Genomic DNA, 22,332 nt, shown 5'->3' with positions numbered 1-22,332 from the left:
GCGCTGTCGGCCTGATCCGGTCGTAAAGCGGGCTCGGTGGGGTCGCGGGTCAGGTCCGGTCGTAGAGCGGGCTCGGTGGGGTCGTGGTGCGGGTCAGGTCGGGTCGTAGAGCGGGCTCGGTGAGGTTGTGATGCGGGTCAGGTCCGGCCGTAGAGCACGCCCGGTCCGGCCGGGGAACAGGTCCGGCCCGGCCGGGGAACAGGCCCGCTGGCGGGCGACCGCGGCCGTAAGGCGCGCACGGTTCGGCCGTGGGTCGGGGCGTGGGTGCCCTGGCCCGGGCGGGGTCTGCGGCCGATGATCTTGACGGGCCTCGGACAGATCGGGACGTCCCCGGCAGTGTCTTTCCCGTCCGTCGCTCGGTTAGTTGGGCGTGGAGACCAGAAAAGCCCGCATGCCTTCGCCCATGGCGGGAAGCGCGCGGGGATTCGACGACGAGCCACAGCTGACCATGGCCAAGGTGCCATGCGATCCCGCGCAGGTCGCCGTCAACGCCCCGAGCTTCCGGGTGCAGCTCAGCGCCCCGGTCGTCAGCAGCGCGCTGGCGAACACGGCCCGGCTCACCCGCGTCCCGGCCCCGGGTCGGCGTCGGCCGCCCGTGGTGTGGAGCGGCCGCACCCGCCCCGGCGGGGACACCGCGGCGACCCGGCTGCTGCAGGCCGTGCGGTACTCCGCCGAGGGGTTGACCGACAGTCTGTCCGACGGCCTCTCGGACCGTCTGTCCGATGGCCTGTCCGATGCTCTGGGCCGTTCCCGGTCCGGGGAGGGCGCCGAGGACGTGGGCGCCACGCAGGTGCTGCCGCGGATCGCCTTCGACGACGACACCCCCACGGTCATCGGCCCGCGCAGCCCCCATACGGAGAACGCGCCCCGGTCGTCCGGCGGGCGGCGCCGTCCGGGCGCGGACGGCCCGGCCGAGGCGGGCGGGGCCAGCGCGGTGGCGCGGGCGGCCGGGGCGGAGCGGCGCGGCGCGCCCTCCGGACGGCCGGGCGCCATCGACGGCGACGGGCCTGGGCCGCGGAGCGCCACGGTGCCGCGTCCGCGCCGCCACGCCGAGTCCGTACGCCACGCCTACTACCCCGGGCGCCGGATGAACCTCGGCGTCGTCCTGCTCCCGCTGCGCATCTTCCTCGGCTTCATCTCCGTCTACGCGGGGATGGGCAAGCTCTCCGACCCCGTCTACTTCGACGGCGGCGAGCGCGGTTCGATGGTCACCTGGCTGCGCGCGCTGCACCCCTGGCCGTTCGCGGAGCCGCTGCGCGACCTGGCGCTGGAGCATCCGGTGGGCGCCGGGCTGACCGTGGCGTTCCTGCAGATCGTGGTCGGGGTGCTCACCGTGCTCGGGCTGTGGCAGCGGCTGGCCGCCTCGTTCGGCGCGCTGCTGTCCGCCGCGCTGATCCTCACCGTGAGCTGGCGTACGGTGCCGGTCTACGACGCGCCCGACATCATCTACCTCGCCGCCTGGAGCCCGCTGGTCATCGCGGGCGCGCCGGTCTACTCGGCGGACGCCCGGCTCGCCGGCGAGGCATGGCGGCGGCTCGGCCCCCGGGCCGAGCTGTGGGAGCTGCGGCGCCGGGTGCTGCGCCGCGGCGGTGTGATGGCGATGGTGGTCGCCGGGCTGACGCTGCTGGTGGGCTCGATGCTGGGCACCGCCGTACGGTCCTCGGAGGTCGTGAAGGCGCCGGAGCCGAGCGATATGCCGACGAACAACCTGCCCGGCTCGCCACTGCCCAGCAAGTCCGTGGAGAGCCCGCGCGGCGGGCAGCGCGGGCCGATGGGCACGGGCGGCGGATCGGCCGGTGCGCCGTCGCCGCGCGAGCGGCTGCCGCACCGCCCCAAGCCGTCCGCCTCGGCGTCGACGTCCTCCTCCGGGGTGCCGAGCGCGACGGGGCCCGCGTCCGGCACGTCCGACCGCCCCAGCGACGGATCGCGGTCGCGCCCGGGCCTGGGCACCACGCCCCGCTCTCCGCGTCACCACCCTCTCGCCCCGACGGCGGGCCCGTCGTCGCTGGGCGGCGCCGGGGGAGGGATGTCCGCGGGCGGCCCGGAGGGCGGCCCGCCGGAGGACAATACGTCCAACTACAGCGGCCCGGCCGCCGACGAGGCCGCCTTGGGCGGCCTCCTCGGCTGAGCCGGAGCCAACGGGGCACCGTCCCGGCCGGACGAGGAGTCCGCAGGCGGACGAGGGATCGACGGGCGGGCGGCGGCCCGTGCCCGTGCCGAGCACTGCGTTGCCCGCGAGTGGACGACGGACGCGCGAGTGGACGACGGACGCGCGAGTGGACGACGGACGCGCGGGCGGGCGACGAGCCCGTGGGGGCAAGCCCGTGGGGCGAGTCCGTGGGCGGGCGGCGGCCTGTGCCCGCGCCCAGCACCGCGTTGCCCGCGGGTGGACGACGAGCCGCGCCCAGCACCGCCTGAGCCCCTGAGCAGCGGGCACCGGGGTCCCCGAGCAGCGGGGCACTCAAGTACGCAAGCACCGGATCCCGGAGTGCCCAAGCACCGGAGCCCCCGAGCAGCGGGGCGCCCAAGCACCTGAGCACGGGACTGCCGGAGCGCCCGAGCGCCCGAGCACCGAAGCACTCAAGCTCCCGAGCACCGGAGCCCGAGCACCGAGAGCCCCCCCCGCACAGCCGCTCAGCCGTGGGGCACCGGGGCTGTGCCGAAGGGGCCGTGGCCGTGGGGTGGGGGGCCCGAGGCGAGTTCCTTGGCGGCCTCGGTCAGGTCCTTGGCGGTGTCGATGGCCCGCCAGTACGCGCCCTGGGGCAGCGGGAAGCCCGCCAGCCGCCGTTCCCGCGCCAGGCGCGGGAACGTGGTGCGCTCGTGGTCGCCCCGGTCGGGCAGCAACGCGGTGAAGGCGGCGGAGAAGACGTAGACGCCCGCGTTGATGAGATACGGCGAGGGCGGCGACTCGATGAAGTCCAGGACATGCCCGAACTCATTGGTCTCCACGGCCCCCCACGGAATGCGCGGCCGGGCGAGGGCAAGCGTGGCGGTGGCCCCGCGTTCGTCGTGGAAGTCCGCCATGTCGCGGAGCGAGAAGCGGGTCCAGATGTCGCCGTTGGTGGCGTACCAGGGCTGGTCGGGCTCGGGCAGCCTGGCGGCGGCGAACTTCAGGCCGCCGCCGCGCCCCAGCGGCTCCTTCTCGACGACGGTCCGCACCCGCAGCGGCAGGTCCGCCGTCTCGAGCCAGTCCTGGAGGACGGCGGCGAGGTGGCCGCAGGAGACCACGGCGTCGGTGACGCCCTCGGCGGCCAACCAGGCCAGCTGATGGCCGATGATCGGGGTCCCGGTGCCCGGGATCTCGACCATCGGCTTGGGGCGGTCGTCGGTGTACGGACGCAGCCGTGAGCCCTGGCCTCCGGCCAGGACGACGGCTTGTGTGGGGCGCGCGCTCTGGTGGGGATGCCCGGGTCTGCGCTCGTCGTCATCGCTCATGAACCGCACCATATGCGGTGGGAGGACCGCCGTAGGCGGAGCCGGAGCGGGAGCGGTGGCAAGAGCGGGAAGAGCACGGGCGGTACGGGCCACGGCGGGAGCCGCGCGGCCTCGGCGGGACGGGTGACGCGGTCAGCGGTACGCCTGGGTGATACCGGACGCGAACGAGGTGTCGCAGACGGGCCGGGCGTACGCCTGGGCGCGGCTCACGCCGCCGTACTTGGCGACCGCGGCGCGGCCGAGCGCACGGGCGATGGAGGCGCAGTGCTGGGCGAGCGAGGGCCGTTCGGCGGTCGCGGCCTGGAGGTGGGTGAGCGCCACGGAGGGGTTCTTCTCCTGGAGCTCGGCGAGCAGCCGGTCGCGCAGCAGCTCATGCGGGGCCCGGTGGGTGGCGTGGGTGGACGCCCGGTCGGAGGAGGCGGTGAGGATCTGCGACTCGGCGCTCGGCGAGGCCCAGGGGACGCGGGTGACCGCGAGGGTGCCGGAGAGGACGAGCACGACGGGGAGGACGAGAGCGAGCGTTCTGCCGATGCGGCGGGCTGCGTTGTTCACGGGGTAGTTCCTCGCGGGTGGGTGGTACGGGACTGCGGTACGCGGTGATCGTAGCGAGGAGCGACGATTTGGCGACATTCCGTCACCAGGCTGGGTGATGGGAAACCACCCTTGGTGGTCGGAGGGTTGACGCTCTAGATCGAAATGGGCGAAATGTCGGGGAATTTATCGACAACGCAACAACGCGACGACCGCCCCCGCACAACGCGACGGCGCCGCCCGTCCGCGTGGAGCGGACGAACGGCGCCGTCGGAACGACTGACGGGTCAGCGGCCTCAGTCGCTGAGCCGCTCCCCGGTGGAGGTCGAGAAGACGTGCATCTCACCGGGCCGCGGCACGACGTGCAACTGCGCGCCCTTCTCCGGCACCTGGCGCCCGTTCACGCGGACGACCAGGTCCTTGTCCTCGCCGCCGACCTCGGCGGCGCCGTAGACGTAGCCGTCGGCGCCGAGCTCCTCGACGACGTTGACGGTGACGGCGAGACCGGCCGGGGCGTCGTCGGACGCCTTGGTGAGGGCCTTGGCGGCGCCGCCGTTCTGCTCGACCACGTCGAAGTGCTCGGGCCGGACGCCCACGGTGACCGTGCGGTCGCCCTTGTCGGCCGCGGCGCTCAGCGCCTCACGCGAGACCGGGACGACGCTGTTGCCGAACTTCACACCGCCGTCGGTGATCGGCACCTCGACGAGGTTCATCGCCGGCGAGCCGATGAAGCCCGCGACGAAGAGGTTGGCGGGGCGGTCGTACATGTTGCGCGGCGAGTCGACCTGCTGCAGCAGCCCGTCCTTCAGCACCGCCACCCGGTCGCCCATGGTCATGGCCTCGACCTGGTCGTGCGTGACGTACACCGTGGTGATCCCGAGCCGCCGCTGCAGGCTGGCGATCTGTGTACGGGTCTGCACACGGAGCTTGGCGTCCAGGTTGGACAGCGGCTCGTCCATGAGGAACACCTGCGGCTCCCGGACGATCGCCCGCCCCATCGCCACACGCTGCCGCTGACCACCGGACAGCGCCTTCGGCTTGCGCTCCAGGTACTCCGTGAGGTCGAGGATCTTCGCCGCGTCCTCGACCTTCTGCCGGATCTCGGTCTTGTTGACGCCGGCGATCTTGAGCGCGAAGCCCATGTTCTGGGCGACGGACATGTGCGGGTACAGCGCGTAGTTCTGGAACACCATGGCGATGTCCCGGTCCTTCGGCGGCAGGTGGGTGACGTCCCGGTCACCGATCCGGATGGTCCCGCCGTTGACGTCCTCCAGCCCCGCGAGCATCCGCAGGGAGGTCGACTTACCGCAGCCGGAGGGGCCGACGAGGACGAGGAACTCGCCGTCCTCGATGGCGATGTCGAGCTGATCGACAGCGGGCTTCTCAGTGCCCGGGTACACCCGGGTTGCCTTGTCGTACGTGACCGTGGCCATGGTGATCTGTCCCTTCACCGGCAGGAACGTGCCGGACGATCCGAGTAAAGGAGGGGGTCTAGTCCACCGGAGGTGGATTGGCGTGACGCTATACCGGACAGGGCGGCCATGTCTCTAGGCAGGCCCCGGGAATTTTCGAACGGACCACGCCCCGGGGGCGGGTACACTGCAGGGGACGCCGACTTAGCTCAGCTGGTAGAGCACCGCTCTTGTAAAGCGAAGGTCGTCGGTTCGAACCCGACAGTCGGCTCTGCGAAACCGCAGATCACACACGTGATTCTGCGGTTTTTTGTTTGCCGCGGCGCTCTCGGCGGCATCTCCCCGAGCCGGAGCCGTGGGCCCGTGGACCGGGGCACGGGTCGGTGGCGCGGGCCGAGCCGAGCCGGGCCGGGCCGGGCCGGGTCCGCGGGGCTGGGTTCGTGGGCCGGGCGTCGCCCGGGCGGCGGGGTCGGATGATGTTGCCACTTGCAGCTTCCTGCATCCGCTGTTGCCGAACGGGATTCGATCCGTTGATATGGCCTGGACGCGGATAAGGGGGAAGAAATGCATGAGCGCGAGTTTCGTGCCTTCGTATCCATCGCCGAGAGCGGACGCATGGATGAGGCGGCAAAGGCGCTGGATTATTCACAGCCAGCCATCAGCTACCAGATCAAATGCCTTGAACAGACTTTGGGCGTGCGGCTTTTTACGCGTGACTCCACCGGTACTCAGCTGACCAAGGCGGGGCGCGCGATTCTTCCGTCCGCGCGGGCAGTGCTGGCCCTCATCGACGACATGAAGGACGCGTGTGCGGCGGCCTGAGGGACGTGTCACTGGAAGTCCGGCAGTGCGCCCGGTGCACCGGTCTCGACCAGTACGGGCCGGATCGCACCCTTGCAGCATGTCCGCGCCCATGCATGGACAGCGCTGTCATCGCTGTAAAGTGCGTCACCTTCAGGGTGGGGCGGCTCTGGGCAGGCGTTGCTGTCGGCTCGGTGAAACACTCGATTGACCTGCGGTTTCGCAGCGTTGGCCGACGGTCCGCGGAGTTAGCGGGCCGTATCGGAGGTGGCATGGGTGGATAGCTGACAGCAAGCGGTCACCGGGCTCTGTTTTGATTGCTCACCGTTTCCCTCCGACTGCGCTCTGCGCCCGGAGCGTGATCGTCCGAGCCGCGCTTCCCGGCAGATGTGCAACTTGATGTCAATCCGGGGGTCCGGGTGCGGAGCGAGATCAGTTTCCGTTCGAGGGTGGCCGATTTATCTGAAAGTTATCAACTATGATGCATTGACTGAGGTGCGGCCAGCGAACTAATCTCGCCGCCGCACGGCTTAGGGGGCGGCCTTCTGGGGAGAGCGCACGCAGGTTAACCCGCACTTGAACGTACGTGAATGTGCGTGAATGTGCGGGGGTGCAAGGGGGAGTGGGCAGTTCCGATGCCCGAGTCATTCGGGGATGAGAGCACTGGGGAATGCGTCGGCGTCATACGGCTGAGCCCCGGCCGTCCGGCCGCTCGGCGTTCATCGACGGGTACGCGGTAGGGATGTCGCGTACCGCATGGGGGAGTCATGTCAGAACTGTCGAATTCAAGTGGAAGATCCGAGGGCGTAGAAGAGACGCTCCAGCAGGTATGTGAGCTCATCGAATCGGCGGTGACCCTGCACCGCAGCATTCCGCCGCAGCCCTCGCCCATGGTGCTCGTCACCGACGGAGTGGCGGTCGCGCGGTCCGTCGGGCGTTTGCTGGCCGGTGCCAAGTACAGCGTCAGCGTGATCGTTCCGGGCGCTCTGGAGCGGGCCAGGCCGATGCTCGCGCTGATGGGGCGGTTCGCCGCGGTGGCCAAGTCCGGTGTCACCGTCCGGCTGCTGTGCACCCCGCAGGTGCTCGCGGTCCCCCACGGCATCCTCGCCGCGGCGCGCGGCGGGCAGCTGGGCTTCGACGTCCGGGTCACCGACGCCGATCTGCACGGGACCGTCATCGTCGACGGCAAGGCGGCGTTCGGGCGTTCGGGGCCCGAGCGCGACGGTCGTTACGCCACCGTCAACACCGATCTCGCCTCCGTGCGCGCGCTGTACCTGATGTTCGCCGGGGTCTGGGGCAGCGCGATGCCGGTGCACGAACATCTGAGGTTGGCCGAGCGGCTCCGCTCGGACTCCATGCGGGTGATCCTCGAGCGGCTCAGCGAGGGGCACACCGACGACGTCGCGGCCAAGAAGATCCAGATCTCGCTGCGAACCTATCGCCGCCATGTGGCGACCATCATGCGGGACGTGGGCGCGAGTTCGCGCTTCCAGGCAGGGGTGCGCGCGGTCGAGCTCGGGCTGCTCACCCAATCGGGCAGCGAGCTGGTGGATTGAGCGAATTCACGGGGGTGAGGGCAATGAGGGTTCCTACGCCAACGGGGGCCGGAGTCCAGCGACAGCACGATGACGGTGACGGCGACGGTGACGACGAGCACCCCGGGGACGACATCACCCAGGAACTCCTCGCGGTCCAGGCGCTCATCGAATCCACGGTGGTCAAGCACCGCGACCGGCAGCTGCGGAACTCGTGGGTGGCGGCCGTCGAGGCGGACGACAAGGAAGTGCACGCCGCCGCACAGGACCTGCTGCGAACGGCCACCGACCGAGTGGACGTGGTGCTGGCGGCGGAGGCCGCACATGTGCACGTTCTGCACGGTGTCCTCGACCGCTGGCTGCAGTCGGGCGGCGACACCGTGCGCACCCGGATGCTGTGTGCCCAGAACACCGTGGACTGGGGCTTCGTACAGCGGCATGTGAAGGACGGGAACTCCCTGGAGGTGCGGGTGGCGCGCATACCGCTGCTCGCCGCCCTCATCGTGGACGGTCAGGCCGCGTTGGTGTGCGCGGACTCGGCCGCGGGCCGCCGCGCCTCCACCCTCCGCGACTCGGGGGTCATCGAGACGCTCCAGACGCTCTTCGACGGCATCTGGCGGACCGCGCTGTCGGCCAGCGAGCGCATCGAGCTGGGCGAGAGATCGCGCGGGGAGATGGTGCGGCCGATCCTGGAGCGGCTGCAACTCGGGGCCACCGATGAGGTCGCGGCCCGAGAGTTGGCGGTCTCCGTCCGCACATACCGCCGCTATGTGGCCGACATCATGGCCTTGCTGGGGGCCAACTCACGGTTTCAGGCCGGGGTACGGGCGGCGGAGTTGGGCCTGCTGCCCATGACGCCGTCCCAGGACGCTCCGAAGCCATCGAGATGATGGCCGGAAACGGCGAGCAGAGCAGGGCCTCCGGAGGCCGGAAACGCCGGTGACCGCGAGGCCCTGCTCGGGTCTGGCAGCTTCCTGTAGTGCCCTTTGCGGAGGGTTCTCGGCGGTCGATACATATGGCGGCGAGGGAATTCAGCCCCCGTGCCGCGGCGCGGGGGAGAGTTCCCGCCGGCGGCATTCAACCCCCGAGAACGCTGCCGGAGCGGAGGTTCGGCGACGGACTACAGCCGTACCGGACCTCCGCTGAATCGACGCTTCACGGGGCCGCGCCGCACCTTACGGAGCCGCGCAGCACCTTATGCGCGAGGGAAGCGGGACTGCAGGTCCCACACCACGGGGTTGTTGCCGAGCCCCTCGTGCATGTCGATGAGGTCGGCGGTCAAATCGTGCAGGAAGTCGCGGGCCTCGCGGCGCAGCGCCGCGTGGTTGAAGGTCAGCGGCGCCTCCTCCAGCGGCACCCAGTCGGCGGTGATGTCCACCCATCCGAAGCGGCGCTCGAAGAGCATCCGGTCCGTCGACTCGGTGAAGTCCAGCTCCGCGTGGATCGCCGTCGCGGAACGGCTGCCGCGTGGATCCCGGTCGAGCCGCTCCACGATGTCGCACAGCGCCCACGCGAAGTCGAGTACCGGCACCCATCCCCAGGCTGTGGACAGCTCGCGGTCCGCCTCCGTATCGGCGATATACACGTCCCCGCAGAACAGGTCGTGCCGCAGGGTGCGCACATCCGCGGTCCGGTAGTCCGTCTGCGGGGGATCCGGGAAGCGGCGCGAGAGGGAGTAGCCCAGGTCGATCACACGGCCGATGGTGTCATGGAGCGCGGGACCGCCCGGGAGAGGGCGGCCCCGCGCACGCCGCTCAGTGGCCCCGCGATCTGCTGGTCGGGGTCCGGGCCTCTCGACCGTGGGGGCTCGTGGGCCTCTCGACCGGCGGGGGCTCAGTGCCCCCGCGCGATCCACTCGTCGAGGTGCGGGGCCTCGTCCCCGATGGCCGTGGAGTCGCCGTGGCCGGTGCGGACCAGCGTCTCCGGGGGCAGCGTCAGCAGCCGCTCCCGGATCGACTCGATGATCGTCGGGAAGGACGAGTAGGAGCGCCCGGTCGCGCCGGGGCCGCCCTGGAAGAGGGTGTCCCCGGAGAAGACCGTGGTCAGCGCCGGGGCGTGCAGACAGACCGCACCGGGGGAGTGGCCGGGGGTGTGCAGCACCCGCAGCTCGGTCCCCGCGACGGTGAGGACGTCGCCGTCGGCCAGCGGCTTGTCCGGGGCACGGTCCGGGTGGCGCATCCGCCACAGCACCTCGTCCTCGGGGTGCAGCAGGATCGGCGCGCCGGTGCGGTCGGCGAGCACCGGTGCCGCGTCGATGTGGTCGTCGTGGCCGTGGGTGCAGATGATGCCGAGCAGCCGGCGGTCGCCGATGGCGTCCGCGATGGCGTCGGCGTCATGCGCGGCGTCGATCACGTACACCTCGTGGTCGTCGCCGATCAGCCACACGTTGTTGTCCACCTCCCAGGTGCCGCCGTCCAGCGAGAAGGTGCCGGAGGTGACGAGGTGGTCGACGCGTACGGGCGGAGGGGTCATCAGAACATCACCACCGAGCGGAGCACCTCACCGCGGTGCATCTTGGCGAACGCCTCCTCGATGTCCTCGAGCCCGATCGTCTCGCTGACGAACGCGTCCAGGTCGAGGCGGCCCTGCTGGTAGAGGTCGATCAGCAGGGGGAAGTCGCGGGACGGCAGACAGTCCCCGTACCAGGAGGACTTGAGCGCCCCGCCGCGCCCGAAGACGTCCAGGAGCGGCAGCTCCAGCTTCATCTCGGGGGTGGGGACGCCGACCAGGACGACCGTGCCGGCCAGATCGCGGGCGTAGAACGCCTGCTGGTACGTCTCGGGGCGGCCCACCGCCTCGATGACGACGTCGGCGCCGTTGCCGTCGGTCAGTTCCCGGATGGCCTCGACGACATCGGCGCTGCCCGCGTGGAGGGTGTGGGTGGCGCCCAGCGAGCGGGCCCACTCCAGCTTCCGCTCGTCCAGATCCACCGCGATGATCTTCGCGGCTCCGGCCAGCCGCGCCCCGGCGACCGAGGCGGCGCCGACACCGCCGCAGCCGATCACGGCGACCGAGTCGCCGCGCTGGACGTTGCCCGTGTTGAGCGCGGCGCCGATGCCGGCCATCACGCCGCAGCCGAGCAGCCCGGCCGCGGCGGGCGAGGCCGAGGGGTCGACCTTGGTGCACTGTCCGGCGGCCACCAGCGTCTTCTCGGCGAACGCGCCGATGCCGAGCGCCGGGGTCAGCGCGGTGCCGTCGGTCAGCGTCATGGGCTGCTTGGCGTTGTGGGTGTTGAAGCAGTACCAGGGGCGACCGCGACGGCAGGCCCGGCACTCGTGGCAGACGGCCCGCCAGTTGAGGATCACGAAGTCGCCGGGGGCCACCTCCGTGACGCCCTCGCCCACGGACTCCACGATGCCCGCCGCCTCATGGCCGAGCAGGAAGGGGAACTCATCGTTGATCCCACCCTCCCGGTAGTGCAGATCGGTGTGGCAGACGCCGCACGCCTGGACCCGCACCACCGCCTCGCCGGGGCCGGCGTCCGGCACCACGATCGTTTCGATCCTGACCTTCTCGCCCTTGCCGGGGGCTACCACGCCGCGTACCTGTTGAGTCATGACAGCAGCGTAAGTGGCGATCACCGGCTACGACAGGGATGACGGGGCACGCCCGGAACGGGCCGCACCGGTGTTCCCCGGTGCGGCCCGTCCGGGCATCCTTCGGGGCTTACTTCACGTTGATCGCGGTCCAGGCGGCGGCGACCGCCTTGTACTCGGTGGAGCTGGAGCCGTAGAGGTCGGCCGCGGCACTGAGAGTGCCGGTGCGGGCGCCCGCGTACTTGGTCGTCGAGGTCCAGTACGTGGTCAGGGCCCGGTACCAGATCTTGATGGCCTTGTCCCGGCCGATCCCGCTGACGGTCGAACCGTCGTAGGTCGGGCTGTTGTAGCTCACGCCGTTGATGACCTTCGCGCCGCTGCCCTCGGACAGCAGGTAGAAGAAGTGGTTGGCGGGACCGGAGGAGTAGTGGACGTCGATATTGCCGAGCGTCGAGGACCAGTAGTCCTTGGACGCGCCGTCCTTGCTGGGCTTGTCCTGGTAGCGCAGCGGGGTGCCGTCGCCATTGATGTTGATCTTCTCGCCGATGAGGTAGTCACCGACGTCCGCGGAGTTGCCCGAGTAGAACTCCACCGCGGTGGCCATGATGTCGGAGGTGGCCTCGTTGAGACCGCCGGGCTCACCGGCGTAGTTGAGGTTGGCGGTGGCCGCGGTCACGCCGTGGCTCATCTCGTGGCCGGCCACGTCCATCGCGGTCAGCGCGTTGGCGTTGCCCGAGCCGTCGCCGTAGGTCATGCAGAAGCAGGAGTCCTGCCAGAAGGCGTTCACGTAGCTGTTGCCGTAGTGGACGCGGGAGTACGAGCCCACGCCGTTGTTCTTGATGCCGTTGCGGCCCAGGAACTCCTTGTAGAAGTCCCAGGTCTCGGCCGCGCCGTAGTGCGCGTCGACGCCGGCGGTCTGGCGCCCGCCGCCCCATACGTCGTCCGCGTCGGTGAACAGGGTGCCGGTTCCCGAGCTGCCCTGGTTCAGGTCATAGGTCTTGTGGTTGCCACGGGTGGAGTCCGTGAGGCTGTAGGTGGAGCCGCTCTTGGTGGTGCCCAGGGGCACCGTGCCGCTGTACTTGCTGGTGCCGGTGCCGGTCTCGACGCCCTCCCACTGGGACAGCTTCGCGCCCGTGGCGGCGTCGGTGACGACGTGCAGCTCGCTCGGGGTGCCGTCGGCCTGCGTCCCGGTGACGACGGTCTCCCAGGCCAGGACGGGCTTGCCGGTGGCCGCCCAGACCACCTTCCGCGGCGACTTGGCCTTCTCGCCGGTGGTCGCCTTCGGCGCGGCCTTCAGCGCGGTGCCGGAGGCGGCCCCGGGGGTCACGGCGGCGTCGGTGCTCTTGACGGCTATCCGGGCGCCGGTGGCCTTGTTGACCGAGCGCGCGCCGCTGGTCTTCTCGTGGACGACCAGGTCGCCACCGAGGACCGGCAGCCCCGCGTAGGTGCGCTCGTAGCGGGTGTGAACGGTTCCGTCCGCGTCCTTGATGACGTCGCGGACGAGGAGCTTCTCCTTGGCCCCGAGTCCGAGGGACTCGGCCTGCGCGGAGGCGTCGGCCTGGGCCGCCTTGATCGCGGTGGCGCGCTCGGTGGCGGTCAGCGGAAGCGCCGTGGCGCCCGCCTCGCGGGAGCGCTCCGGCTGGGCGCTGGCCTGGCCGGACTGCACACCGATGACGACCATGGCGGCGGAGGCGACGAGCGCCGCCACGCGGACGGTCTTCTTACGGGGGGAGGAAGCGATGGGTCTCACTCGGTCTCCTTGCCTTGGGGCCGCCGGGTCGCGGCCCTGTGTAGGGGGTACGGACGGTCATGGGTGGGCCGTCCGGTCGAGCAGGAGTGGTGCGAGTGGTGCACATGGCGGTGCGTGATGTCCCTACTGCGGAGTCAGAGGACGCGCAGCGGGCCGACCAGAGATTGTCACCGAACGATCGATTCGGGTAGGCGCGTAACAAGAATTTGACTCGACGTTGTTCAAGTGGGGGCGAATTCGGTCAGCGAGGCATGAGGCAACAACGGCTGTTTGATGCCGACTTATGCTGCTACGTCATGCCCCCGTCGTGTTGGTGCGTCCGGCCGTTCCGAGGGCCGGTACCGGCCAATCGCCCAGGTGGCGAGCGCGGCGGGCCGGTCGACGGCGGCGGAGGGCGGCGTTGCTGTGTACGCGACGAGAAGACGATCTGTGTGCCGAGCGGCACGTAACACCGTCACCAATGGCACCGGTGCCGGCACCGTCCCACCGCTCGACGGACCGACGGGGGGAGCTCAGAACTCCAACACCGCGCGGTAGCGCGCGCGTCCGTGGCGGACATGGTCGAGCGCCTCGTCCAGGCGCGCGACCGGGAAGGTCTCGACGGCCGGGCGGATGCCGTGCCGCGCCGCGAAGTCCAGCATCTGCCGGTGCTCCGCCGGTGCTCCCACGAGGCCGCCGACGAGCCGCTTCTCGCCCAGCAGAAGGCTCAACGGGTGGAAGCCGAAGGGCCCGTGGGGAACGCCGACCACGCACAGCGTCCCCTGCGGGCGCAGCGCCGCGAGATACGCGTCCCACGGCAGGTCGGCCGAGACGGTCGAGAGGATGAAGTCGAACGAGCCCGAGACCCGCTGAAGGCCCTCCTCCGCGGCGACGAACTCATGGGCGCCGAACCGGCGGCTGTCGTCCGCCTTCGCCGCCGTCGAGGAGATCGCGGTCACCTGGCAGCCCCACTTGGCGAGGAACTGGATCGCGAGGTGGCCCAGACCGCCCACCCCCACCACGGCGACCCGGTCGGTGGGCCGCACCCCGTTCCGCGTGATCGCCGAGAACACGGTGATCCCGGCGCACAGGAGCGGCGCCGCGTGCTCGGAGGCGAGGGAGTCGGGGATCGGCTGGACATACCGCCAGTCGCTCGCCCGCACCCGGGTGGCGAACGCGCCGCGGTCGCCGCGCAGGACCGTGTCGTCCTTGTCCGCGCACAGATACTGCCGACCGCTGAGGCACCACTCGCAGGCGAAGCACGCCCCCGCCACCGCGCCGACCCCCACCCGCCGGCCGACGGCAAGCTGCCCGCCGTCGACGGCGCTGCCCACGGCCTCGATCACGCCGACCGCCTCATGGCCCGCGACCAGCGGGAACCGGGAGATGCCGTGCGCGTCGTCGACCATGGCGACGTCGGTCTGGCAGACGCCGCAGTGCGTCACGGCGACGTCGACCTCGAGGGGCCCCAGGGGCTCCGGCTCGTACTCGAGCCGCTGAACAGGGCCACCGGCCCGCTCCACCGCGTATGCGCGCACGGTCATGCGCCCCACCTCATTTCTAACTAACTAGTTGGTTGGTTTTTTGTACGCTACGCGGCAGCGCCCGTACTGGCAACTAACCAGTTGGTAATCTGAGCCCCGTGTCTCCCCGGAAAAGCGATGCCACCCGCCGCCGCCTGCTCGACGCGGCCACCGCCGACTTCGCCGCCCATGGCATCGCGGGCGCCCGGGTCGACCGCATCGCGGCCGCCGCGGGCATCAACAAGGCGCAGCTCTATGCCTACTTCGGAGACAAGCTCGGCCTCTTCGGCGCCGTCTTCCGCCTCCACGCCGACGCCGTCGTCGACTCCGTGCCGTTCATGGCCGACGACCTCCCCCAGTACGCCGTGCGGCTGTACGACACCGCCGTGGAACGGCCGGAGCTCATCCGCCTGGCCACCTGGGCGAGGCTGGAAGGAGTGGCCACCGACAATCTGGCGACCGAGTCATCGGCCGCTGTCGCCACCAAACTCCAGGCGATCGCCGATGCCCAGCGCGACGGCCGGGTCACCGCCTCGATGGACCCCCAGGACGTCCTCGCGCTGGTGCTCGCCATGGCCCTGACCTGGTCCGCCTCCGGCCTTTCCGCCACAGCCGCCCCGGACGACCCGTCCGCGGCCCACGACCGCCGCAAGCAGGCCCTCTCCCAGGCGGTCTCGGGCGCCTTCGGCGCGCGGGGCTGATCGTCCTCCGAACGGGTGACTACGGGCCGGACCGCCCGAGACCGCTCGCCTACGCTGGAAGCATCGCTCCGTACGAAGGAGGTCCACCGTGGCACTGACGGCCCCCGAGCGCGAAGCGCGCACGGACAGTGGCGAGAGCACCGCTTCATCGGTCGAGGAAGCCTTCGTGGCGTTGAGCGCGGCAGCCCCCGAGGGATGGCGCGTGGAACTGATCGAAGGAGAAATCCACGTGGTGCCTCCCGCTAACGGTGAGCACGAAGAGATTGTGTCCGAGGTTGCGGACCAGGTGACCAGCCGTCGTACGAACAAGGAATTGCGAACACGTACCGGGCTTGGGCTCCTCGTTCCTGGAGCTTCGGCGACCGGCAAGGTTGTCCCGGATATCGTCATCGCGCCCAAGGGGAGCTTTGACGACTCCTTGGAGTACCACGACCCCGGCGCGGTGATGCTCGTCGGCGAGGTCACCTCGCATTCGACCGCCGACAACGACCGGGGGCCCAAGCTGCGGGGCTATGCGGCGGCGGGCATTCCGTTCTATCTGCTGATCGACCGGGAACGGAAGCAGGCCGTGCTGCACTCCCTGCCCGCCGGGAAGAGGTACACCCGCAAGGTCGAGGTCGACATCTCCCAGCCGCTGTCGCTGCCCGAACCGCTCGGGTTCGACCTGGACACCAGCGAGTTCTGACCCCGTTCCCCTTATGGGGGCCTTATGAGGGCCTTATGGGAGCCCTCATGAGCCCCGATACGGCGAGGGCCGCCCCTGGTGTGGGGCGGCCCTCAGTGTTTCCACGCCGGTGAAACCTCAGACGTTGACGCCGAAGTCCTGGGCGATGCCCACGAGACCGGCGGCGTAGCCCTGGCCCACGGCACGGAACTTCCACTCCGCGCCATTGCGGTACAGCTCGCCGAAGACCATGGCGGTCTCGGTCGCGGCGTCCTCGCTCAGGTCGTAGCGGGCGATCTCGGTGCCGCCGGCCTGGTTGACGATGCGGATGAACGCGTTCCGCACCTGGCCGAAGTTCTGGCTGCGGGACTCGGCGTCGTAGATCGAGACCGGGAAGACGATCTTCTCCACGTCGGCCGGCAGACCGGCCAGGTTGACGTTGATCTGCTCGTCGTCGCCCTCGCCCTGGCCGGTGACGTTGTCACCGGTGTGGACGATGGTCTGGTCCGGCGTGGACTTGTTGTTGAAGAACACGAAGTGCTGGTCGGAGTAGACCTTGCCGTTCGCGTTCACGGCGATGGCACTCGCGTCGAGGTCGAAGTCGGTGCCCGTGGTGGTGCGGACGTCCCAGCCGAGGCCGACCGTGACGGCGGTCAGGCCCGGTGCCTCCTTGGTGAGCGAGACGTTGCCGCCCTTGGACAGGCTTACAGCCATGGGGAGTCCCTTTCGTGGTCTCGATGATTCGAGGCGACGGGCGAAGCCGTCGTCACCCTCCACAACGCCACGAACAGCCCGACAGGTTCCAGCTCCCTTTACTTTCTTTGCCAAACCCTGATGCGGCGGTGTGACGAGATAACCGGATGACGCCGCCGGGGTCGGCAGGCGACCATGGACGCATGCCCGCGCCCTATGTCATCCGAGGTTCCGTCTCCTTGCCGGAGGCCGAGCTGATGTGGCGTTTCTCGCGGTCCTCCGGGCCCGGTGGACAGCACGTCAACACCAGCGACAGCCGGGTCGAGCTGCGCTTCGACCTCGCCCGCACCGAGGCGCTGCCGCCCGTATGGAAGGAGCGCGCGCTGGAGCAGCTGGCGGGCCGGCTGGTGGACGGGGTGGTGGCCGTACGGGCCGCCGAGCACCGTTCGCAGTGGCGCAACCGCGAGACGGCCGCCGTAAGGCTCGCATCGCTGCTCGCGGAGGCGACCGCGCCACCGCCCAAACCGCGCCGCCCCACCCGGATCCCCCGGGGCCTCAACGAGCGGCGGCTGCGGGAGAAGAAGCAGCGCAGTGACGTCAAGCGGGGGCGTACGGGGCGGGGCTGGACGTAGCACCGGGCCGGGGCCGACCGGAACCGAGCTGACCGAACCGGGCCGCCGGACCGGGCCGACCGGACTCCCGGCTCCTTGCTCTTCGGCCTCCACCCCTTGGCGCCCTCACCCCAGCGCCCGGTAGCGCCCCCTGAAATACGTCAGCGGCCCGCCCTCCGCGGCCGGTGCCGCCGCGGCGAGCACCCGCGCCACCACCAGCGTGTGGTCCCCGGCCGTCACCCGCTGCTCGGTGCGGCACTCCAGCGTCGCCAGCGCGCCCACCGCGAGCGGGGCGTCCGTGTGCTCGCCCCGCACCACGGGCATGTCCTCGAACAGCAACCTGTCGCTGATGCGCCCCTTCATGGCGAATCGTCCCGCAATGCTCCGCTGACCTTCCGACAGGACCGATACCGCCCAATGCGGCTGTCGCTCCAGCAGCTCGTCCATCCGCGAACCGTTGCGAACGCTCACCATCACCAGCGGCGGGTCAAGTGACACTGACATGAACGCGGTGGCCGTCATACCGACGTCCTCGCCGCGCGGCCCCTCCTCCGGGTCGTGTGCGGTCACCAGCACCACGCCCGCGGTGAGCCGTGACAGCGCGGCACGGAACTCGTCCTCACTCACCCCACCAGCATGGGGGACGGCGGGCTCGGCTGGACTGGAAGGAGTCGTCGGGAACACCCCTCGACGCTAACCGCCCCCGCCCCCTCCCCGCATCGGACCCGGGGACCACGGCGGGCTTAGGTCGTCGGCCGTAGGCCGGGCGTCGATCGGAGGGTGCTCGGGCCGTTCGGGCGGTCGCCTTGCATGGCCAGGTATCGCCGTTCCGGAATTTGCGTTCACAAAAACTTGGAGCGCTCCCACCCCCTCTGTGAAAGAGGTGAATACGTTCTGTGACATGAGTCACAGCAGGCAGTAATTGTTGACCCTGTGTACCGAGTGAACAGCTCGCTGTGATTCAGTGGCCGTGGCAATCGGACGACAAGACGCCAGGAGTTTGCTGTCGAGGTCTCGGGGGAGCGCGATCGATGGAGACCGAGTCGGAGCCGTACATCCGCCTTGCGACACTGCGGCAGCTGCACCAGGTAGTCGCCGATCTGAACACCGCCCGCAGCCTCGCCGACACGCTTCAGGCCGTCGCCGACGGCGTCATCGCCGGACTCGGGTTCGAGCTGTCGGCCGTCAACCTCGTCCGCCCCGACGGAGACCTCGTCGTCGCCGCCGTCGGCGGCAGCGCCGGGGCCGAGGCGCTGATGGCCGGGCGGGTCGGCTCCCGCTGCTCCTGGGAGCGCCGGCTGTCCATGGGCGACCGCTGGGGCGATCTGCGCTTCATCCCGTACAGCGAGGGCTGGGTCCTCGACGACGACGACGTCCCGCAGTGGCACACCCCCGGCCCCGCGCCCCGCTTTCCCGACGAATGGCACCCCATGGACCGCCTGTTCGCCCCGCTCTACGCGGCGGGCGCCTCCGGCGGCGAGCTCATCGGCGTCATCTCCGTCGACAAACCGCGCAACGGCCGCCGCCCCGGCGCCTGGGGCCGTGAGGCCCTCCAGATGTACGCCTTCCACGCCGCCGTCGCGATCGGCAACGCCCGGCTGCGCGGCAACATGCAGCGCGCCCTGCTGCGCCTGGAGCGCGAGCAGCAGGCGCTGCGCGCCAGCGAGGAGTCCTTCCGGCAGGCGTTCGAGTACGCGCCCAGCGGTATGGCCATCGCCGAGATGGGCGGCGATCAGCACGGCCGGCTGCTGCGTACCAACGACGCCCTGTGCCGGCTGCTGGGCCGTCCCGCCTCCGCGATGCGCCGCTTCTCCTTCTCCGACCTCGTCCACCCCGAGGACATCGGCACCCTGCTGCGCACCTCCGCCGAGGGCGGCCGCGCCGAGCTGCGCCTGGCCCGCCGCGACGGTTCGTACGTCTGGGTCTCGCTGCGCAACTCGGTGGTGGCCGACGCCGCCGACGGCCCGCGCTTCCTGCTCACCCATGTCGAGGACATCGAGGAGCGCAAGCGCCATGAGCTGCAGCTCGCCCACCGGGCCAGCCATGACTCGCTGACCGGTCTGCCCAACAGCGCCGAGCTGCGCGCCCGGCTCGCCGCCCGGCTGTGCGCCACCCCGCCCCGGCCGGGCGGGGGCTACGACGACGAGGCCGCCTCGCCCGACGGCGCGGGTGGCGGCGGGGTCTATGTCGACGCGGCGGGACATCTGCACGGCTTCGACGACTTCGAGTGCTTCGGCACCCCGCCCCCCGCCGAGAGCGTCCCGTTCGACGGCCATGTGCACACCATCCCGCCCAACGAGGACTCCAACGCCGACGACGGCCACAAGGGGCTCGCGGTGCTCTTCTGCGACCTCGACGGCTTCAAGTCCATCAACGACCGCTTCGGGCACCACGCGGGCGATGCCGTGCTCATCGAGGTCGCCCGCCGGCTGACCAACGGCGTGCGGGAAGGGGATACGGTCGCCCGCCTCGGCGGCGACGAATTCGTCGTCCTCGCCGACGGCCTCGGCCGGGCCGACGCCCAGGACCTGGCGGTGCGGCTGCGCAACGCGATCACCCCGCCCATCCGGGTCGACGGCCGGGCCGTCCGGGTGGGTGCCAGCTTCGGCATCGGCTGGGCGGGCTGCGGAATGTCGGCCGAAGAGGTGCTGCACTCCGCCGACCAGCGGATGTACATCGAGAAGCGGTCCCGCTCCAAGGAGCGCCGGCGGGCTGGATGAGCTGTGCGGGGCGTGCGGGCGTGACTGTGCGGGTGTGTGGGCGTGGCCGTGCGGCCGGGTGGTTGTGAGATGTGCCGGTGGGTGGTTGTGAGATATGTCGGGGGTAGGAGGGGGGAACCGACCGGCCGAATGAGGTGTGGGAGCGGTCGGTCGCGGTAGGCTGCGCCGATGCGGCCCTGCCGCCGACAGTGAACCGATCGTGAATATTGGCCATCCGGACAGCACACGCCCTGTTGAGGCCCTCTCGACCCTGATATGAGCTGTCGTGGCGCGTTCTGATCCTGCGCCGATGGCCATATGCATAGGGGAGTGACGAGGGATGACGGCCGGCAACAACGGCTCGGGCACACCGGAGAACGACGACCCGTTCGCCTACCTGTACCGCTCGGAAGGCGACCAGGGGGACCAGGGCGGTCAGTCGGGCCAGCCGGGTGCCGCCCCCCGCACCGGTGGCTACGGCTACCCAGGTCCGGCCCAGCCAGGGGTCCCCCGCACCTCCTACAACCAGGTCCGTGCGGTGGGCGAGCGCAACTACGGCCAGCAGATCCCGAACCAGCCGCCGCAGGGGTACGGCCAGCAGCAGGGTGGCTACGGCCGGCAGAACGCCCACTACGCCGCCCCCGAGACGCTGCCCGGCGGGGCACCCCGCCAGCCCGGTGCGGCCGACCCGCGCGGCGGCCATGGGGGAGGCGGCCGCGGCCCCAACAACAAGGGGCTGCTGATCGGGGCGCTCGCCGTGGTCGCGGTGGTCATCGTGGGCATCGGCGTCGCCATGATCACCAACGGTGACGACAAGAAGGACGACCAGACCGATCCGACGAACCAGCCCACGGCGGGCTCCAGCGTCGGGCCCGGCGAGTCCTCCGGGCCCTCCAAGGCCCCGGACGGGAATCTGCCCACCGAGGACGCCGCCAAGATGCGGCTGACCGGCGGCGCGGCCGCCGCGAGCGCCATCCAGGGCGCCAAGGCCGACGGCGGCTCCTACGTCGGCGTCAACGCCCCGGGCGCGTCCGCGACCTGGAGCGTGGACGTGGACAAGGCGAAGTCGTACCGGCTGTACGTCACGTACGGCGTGCCCGGCGAGGACCAGAGCATGTCGCTGACGATCAACGGCAAGAAGGAGGCGCGGCCGCTCAACATGAAGAACTTCGCGGACGCGCCGAAGGGTGACTTCGAGAAGGGCTGGACGGAGACCTGGTCGATCGTCCAGCTCAGCAAGGGCACCAACACGATCACCGTGTCGTGTGAGAACGGCGACAAGTGCAACGCCAACATCGACCAGATGTGGCTGGCCAAGGCCAAGGGCTAGGCCGGTACTGCCAAGGGTCGGGGCCCCGGAGAGGCCGCCGGGGTCCCAAGAGGGTGCGGGGCTGCTGAACGTGCGGCGGTGCTCGCGGCGGCCTCACGCCGCCGCCGGGTGCTCCGTCACCTCGACTCCCGCCAGCACCTCGTCGTAGACCGCCCGGTCGAACTCGCCCGCCACCGGGGCCCGTACGGCCGCCGCCGACAGGGCCACCGCCCGGGCGAGCCGGTCCGGCCACGGCGCCTCCTCGACCAGCCCGGACAGCAGCCCCGCGACCGCCGCGTCCCCGGCCCCGGTCGGATTGCCCGCCAGTCGGCGCGGCGGGGTGGCGCGCCAGGCGCCGTGGGCGGTGACCGCGAGCATGCCGTGCGGGCCGAGCGAGGCGGCCACCGCGCGCGCCCCGCGCCGCCGGGCGTCGCGCGCGGCGCGCAGCGGGTCGGTGGAGCCGGTGAGCCCGGCGAGCTCATCGATGTTGGGCTTGACGAGATGGGGGCGGGCGGCGATGCCCCGGCGCAGCGGTTCGCCGCTGGTGTCCAGCAGGGTGGGCACGCCCGCCGCATGCGCCTCCCGGATGAGCTGGGCGTACGTCCCGACGGGGACCCCGGGTGGCAGGCTGCCGCACAGCGCGACCGCCGACGCCTCGCGCAGCAGCCGGCCGTAAGCGTCCATGAAGGTGGACCACTCGGGGGTGGTGACGATCGGGCCGGGCTCGTTGAGCTGGGTGGTGTCGCCCGTGGTGGCGTCCACGACGCCGATGGTGCGCCGGGTGGTCCCGGCGATCGGGACCAGTGCGTCGGTGATCGTTCCGTGCGGTGCCTTGGGGCCGGTGCGGGGCACGGCGATTTTGCCGAGCAGTTGCCGCAGCACCGCGCCGGTGACCCCGCCGACGAAGCCGGTGACGACGGTGTCGTGGCCCAGGGCGGCCAGCACCCGGGCCACGTTGAGGCCCTTGCCGCCGGGCCGTTCGGTGACCTCGGTGACGCGGTGGGTGGTGTGCGGACGCAGTTCCGGCACCCGGTAGGTGACGTCGAGGGCGGCGTTGAGCGTGACCGTGAGGATCACCCTGGCATCCCCTCTCCCGTCCCCCCGCCGGACGGAGATTCCTGTGCTGAACGCGACTGTGTACCGAGCCGTGCGT

General features: G+C 70.9%; 20 protein-coding genes and 1 tRNA gene. 10 read left to right on the top strand and 11 right to left on the bottom strand.

Annotated features, from left to right (window positions below; all coding sequences use genetic code 11):
• Positions 1-391: 391 nt before the first annotated feature.
• Complete coding sequence (locus CGL27_RS22330) at positions 392-2,128, top strand: DoxX family protein (protein WP_119989566.1); 1,737 nt, start codon at positions 392-394, stop codon at positions 2,126-2,128.
• A 506-nt stretch (positions 2,129-2,634) separates the two neighbouring features.
• Here the strand turns inward: CGL27_RS22330 and CGL27_RS22325 are convergent.
• The 3 genes from CGL27_RS22325 to ugpC form a co-directional block, all read right to left on the bottom strand.
• Entirely contained in the window at positions 2,635-3,435 is an 801-nt protein-coding gene (locus CGL27_RS22325; RefSeq protein ID WP_119989565.1) for a nucleotidyltransferase family protein, read from the bottom strand.
• A gap of 132 nt (positions 3,436-3,567) precedes the next feature.
• Positions 3,568-3,987, bottom strand: coding sequence for a hypothetical protein (locus CGL27_RS22320; RefSeq protein WP_078642115.1), 420 nt, complete (start codon positions 3,985-3,987; stop codon positions 3,568-3,570).
• A 275-nt stretch (positions 3,988-4,262) separates the two neighbouring features.
• Entirely contained in the window at positions 4,263-5,399 is a 1,137-nt protein-coding gene (ugpC, locus tag CGL27_RS22315) for a sn-glycerol-3-phosphate ABC transporter ATP-binding protein UgpC (RefSeq protein WP_119994499.1), read from the bottom strand.
• Between the two features lie 177 nt (positions 5,400-5,576).
• Between ugpC and CGL27_RS22310 the strand changes: the two genes are divergently transcribed.
• From CGL27_RS22310 to CGL27_RS22295, 4 genes are all read left to right on the top strand, one after another.
• Positions 5,577-5,649, top strand: a tRNA-Thr gene (locus CGL27_RS22310).
• Positions 5,650-5,942: 293 nt separating this feature from the next.
• The gene (locus CGL27_RS22305; RefSeq protein ID WP_119989563.1) at positions 5,943-6,200 is read left to right on the top strand and encodes a LysR family transcriptional regulator; all 258 of its coding nucleotides are present in this window, start codon (positions 5,943-5,945) and stop codon (positions 6,198-6,200) included.
• Between the two features lie 830 nt (positions 6,201-7,030).
• Positions 7,031-7,735: a response regulator transcription factor gene (locus CGL27_RS22300; protein WP_119989561.1), complete on the top strand. Its 705-nt coding sequence runs from the start codon at positions 7,031-7,033 to the stop codon at positions 7,733-7,735.
• A gap of 23 nt (positions 7,736-7,758) precedes the next feature.
• On the top strand, positions 7,759-8,604 hold the full coding sequence (locus tag CGL27_RS22295; RefSeq protein ID WP_237299006.1) for a LuxR family transcriptional regulator: 846 nt from the start codon (positions 7,759-7,761) through the stop codon (positions 8,602-8,604).
• 305 nt (positions 8,605-8,909) lie between these two features.
• On the opposite strand, the gene CGL27_RS22290 is transcribed toward CGL27_RS22295, so the two are convergent.
• From CGL27_RS22290 to CGL27_RS22270, 5 genes are all read right to left on the bottom strand, one after another.
• Complete coding sequence (locus tag CGL27_RS22290) at positions 8,910-9,407, bottom strand: hypothetical protein (protein WP_119989559.1); 498 nt, start codon at positions 9,405-9,407, stop codon at positions 8,910-8,912.
• A 140-nt stretch (positions 9,408-9,547) separates the two neighbouring features.
• A complete protein-coding gene (locus tag CGL27_RS22285; RefSeq protein ID WP_119989557.1) occupies positions 9,548-10,186 on the bottom strand; it encodes an MBL fold metallo-hydrolase in 639 nt (212 codons plus the stop codon).
• The gene (locus CGL27_RS22280; RefSeq protein WP_078642110.1) at positions 10,186-11,271 is read right to left on the bottom strand and encodes an S-(hydroxymethyl)mycothiol dehydrogenase; all 1,086 of its coding nucleotides are present in this window, start codon (positions 11,269-11,271) and stop codon (positions 10,186-10,188) included. The genes CGL27_RS22285 and CGL27_RS22280 overlap by 1 nt, the downstream gene beginning before the upstream one ends.
• A gap of 109 nt (positions 11,272-11,380) precedes the next feature.
• A complete protein-coding gene (locus CGL27_RS22275) occupies positions 11,381-13,000 on the bottom strand; it encodes a M4 family metallopeptidase (RefSeq protein ID WP_119989555.1) in 1,620 nt (539 codons plus the stop codon).
• A 512-nt stretch (positions 13,001-13,512) separates the two neighbouring features.
• The gene (locus CGL27_RS22270) at positions 13,513-14,523 is read right to left on the bottom strand and encodes an NAD(P)-dependent alcohol dehydrogenase (RefSeq protein ID WP_119989553.1); all 1,011 of its coding nucleotides are present in this window, start codon (positions 14,521-14,523) and stop codon (positions 13,513-13,515) included.
• Between the two features lie 98 nt (positions 14,524-14,621).
• Between CGL27_RS22270 and CGL27_RS22265 the strand changes: the two genes are divergently transcribed.
• Positions 14,622-15,203 carry a TetR family transcriptional regulator gene (locus tag CGL27_RS22265; RefSeq protein ID WP_119989551.1) on the top strand — a complete coding sequence of 194 codons (582 nt, stop codon included), beginning with the start codon at positions 14,622-14,624 and terminating at the stop codon, positions 15,201-15,203.
• Between the two features lie 88 nt (positions 15,204-15,291).
• Positions 15,292-15,888: a Uma2 family endonuclease gene (locus CGL27_RS22260; RefSeq protein WP_205587732.1), complete on the top strand. Its 597-nt coding sequence runs from the start codon at positions 15,292-15,294 to the stop codon at positions 15,886-15,888.
• A 117-nt stretch (positions 15,889-16,005) separates the two neighbouring features.
• Here the strand turns inward: CGL27_RS22260 and CGL27_RS22255 are convergent, their stop codons facing one another.
• On the bottom strand, positions 16,006-16,581 hold the full coding sequence (locus CGL27_RS22255; protein WP_059142734.1) for a TerD family protein: 576 nt from the start codon (positions 16,579-16,581) through the stop codon (positions 16,006-16,008).
• Between the two features lie 182 nt (positions 16,582-16,763).
• Here CGL27_RS22255 and arfB point away from each other — a divergent pair, with 182 nt between their 5' ends.
• Positions 16,764-17,192, top strand: coding sequence for an alternative ribosome rescue aminoacyl-tRNA hydrolase ArfB (gene arfB / locus CGL27_RS22250; protein WP_119989550.1), 429 nt, complete (start codon positions 16,764-16,766; stop codon positions 17,190-17,192).
• Between the two features lie 105 nt (positions 17,193-17,297).
• Here the strand turns inward: arfB and CGL27_RS22245 are convergent, their stop codons facing one another.
• A complete protein-coding gene (locus CGL27_RS22245; RefSeq protein WP_237299004.1) occupies positions 17,298-17,798 on the bottom strand; it encodes a flavin reductase family protein in 501 nt (166 codons plus the stop codon).
• 404 nt (positions 17,799-18,202) lie between these two features.
• On the opposite strand from CGL27_RS22245, the gene cdgB reads away from it, so the two are divergent.
• Positions 18,203-19,891 carry a diguanylate cyclase CdgB gene (cdgB, locus tag CGL27_RS22240; RefSeq protein WP_078642103.1) on the top strand — a complete coding sequence of 563 codons (1,689 nt, stop codon included), beginning with the start codon at positions 18,203-18,205 and terminating at the stop codon, positions 19,889-19,891.
• Between the two features lie 319 nt (positions 19,892-20,210).
• Positions 20,211-21,200 (top strand): carbohydrate-binding protein, encoded by a 990-nt coding sequence (locus CGL27_RS22235; RefSeq protein WP_119989548.1) that lies wholly within the window; start codon positions 20,211-20,213, stop codon positions 21,198-21,200.
• 93 nt (positions 21,201-21,293) lie between these two features.
• On the opposite strand, the gene CGL27_RS22230 is transcribed toward CGL27_RS22235, so the two are convergent.
• On the bottom strand, positions 21,294-22,256 hold the full coding sequence (locus tag CGL27_RS22230) for a 1-phosphofructokinase family hexose kinase (protein ID WP_119989546.1): 963 nt from the start codon (positions 22,254-22,256) through the stop codon (positions 21,294-21,296).
• Positions 22,257-22,332 lie beyond the last annotated feature (76 nt).

Source organism: Streptomyces sp. 11-1-2, from assembly GCF_003595545.1.
Classification (GTDB): domain Bacteria; phylum Actinomycetota; class Actinomycetes; order Streptomycetales; family Streptomycetaceae; genus Streptomyces; species Streptomyces hygroscopicus_B.
The sequence above is the reverse complement of the archived record's forward strand: the minus strand, read 5'-3'. Positions and strand labels throughout refer to the sequence as shown.

Bases quoted from the DNA above. Each gene is read 5' to 3' on its own strand.
- CGL27_RS22280 (WP_078642110.1), bottom strand. From the start codon at position 11,271: ATGACTCAACAGGTACGCGGCGTGGTAGCCCCCGGCAAGGGCGAGAAG.
- CGL27_RS22305 (WP_119989563.1), top strand. From the start codon at position 5,943: ATGCATGAGCGCGAGTTTCGTGCCTTCGTATCCATCGCCGAGAGCGGA.
- CGL27_RS22270 (WP_119989553.1), bottom strand. From the start codon at position 14,523: ATGACCGTGCGCGCATACGCGGTGGAGCGGGCCGGTGGCCCTGTTCAG.
- CGL27_RS22330 (WP_119989566.1), top strand. From the start codon at position 392: ATGCCTTCGCCCATGGCGGGAAGCGCGCGGGGATTCGACGACGAGCCA.
- CGL27_RS22295 (WP_237299006.1), top strand. From the start codon at position 7,759: ATGAGGGTTCCTACGCCAACGGGGGCCGGAGTCCAGCGACAGCACGAT.
- ugpC (WP_119994499.1), bottom strand. From the start codon at position 5,399: ATGGCCACGGTCACGTACGACAAGGCAACCCGGGTGTACCCGGGCACT.
- cdgB (WP_078642103.1), top strand. From the start codon at position 18,203: ATGGAGACCGAGTCGGAGCCGTACATCCGCCTTGCGACACTGCGGCAG.
- CGL27_RS22235 (WP_119989548.1), top strand. From the start codon at position 20,211: ATGACGGCCGGCAACAACGGCTCGGGCACACCGGAGAACGACGACCCG.
- CGL27_RS22325 (WP_119989565.1), bottom strand. From the start codon at position 3,435: ATGAGCGATGACGACGAGCGCAGACCCGGGCATCCCCACCAGAGCGCG.
- CGL27_RS22255 (WP_059142734.1), bottom strand. From the start codon at position 16,581: ATGGCTGTAAGCCTGTCCAAGGGCGGCAACGTCTCGCTCACCAAGGAG.
- arfB (WP_119989550.1), top strand. From the start codon at position 16,764: ATGCCCGCGCCCTATGTCATCCGAGGTTCCGTCTCCTTGCCGGAGGCC.
- CGL27_RS22285 (WP_119989557.1), bottom strand. From the start codon at position 10,186: ATGACCCCTCCGCCCGTACGCGTCGACCACCTCGTCACCTCCGGCACC.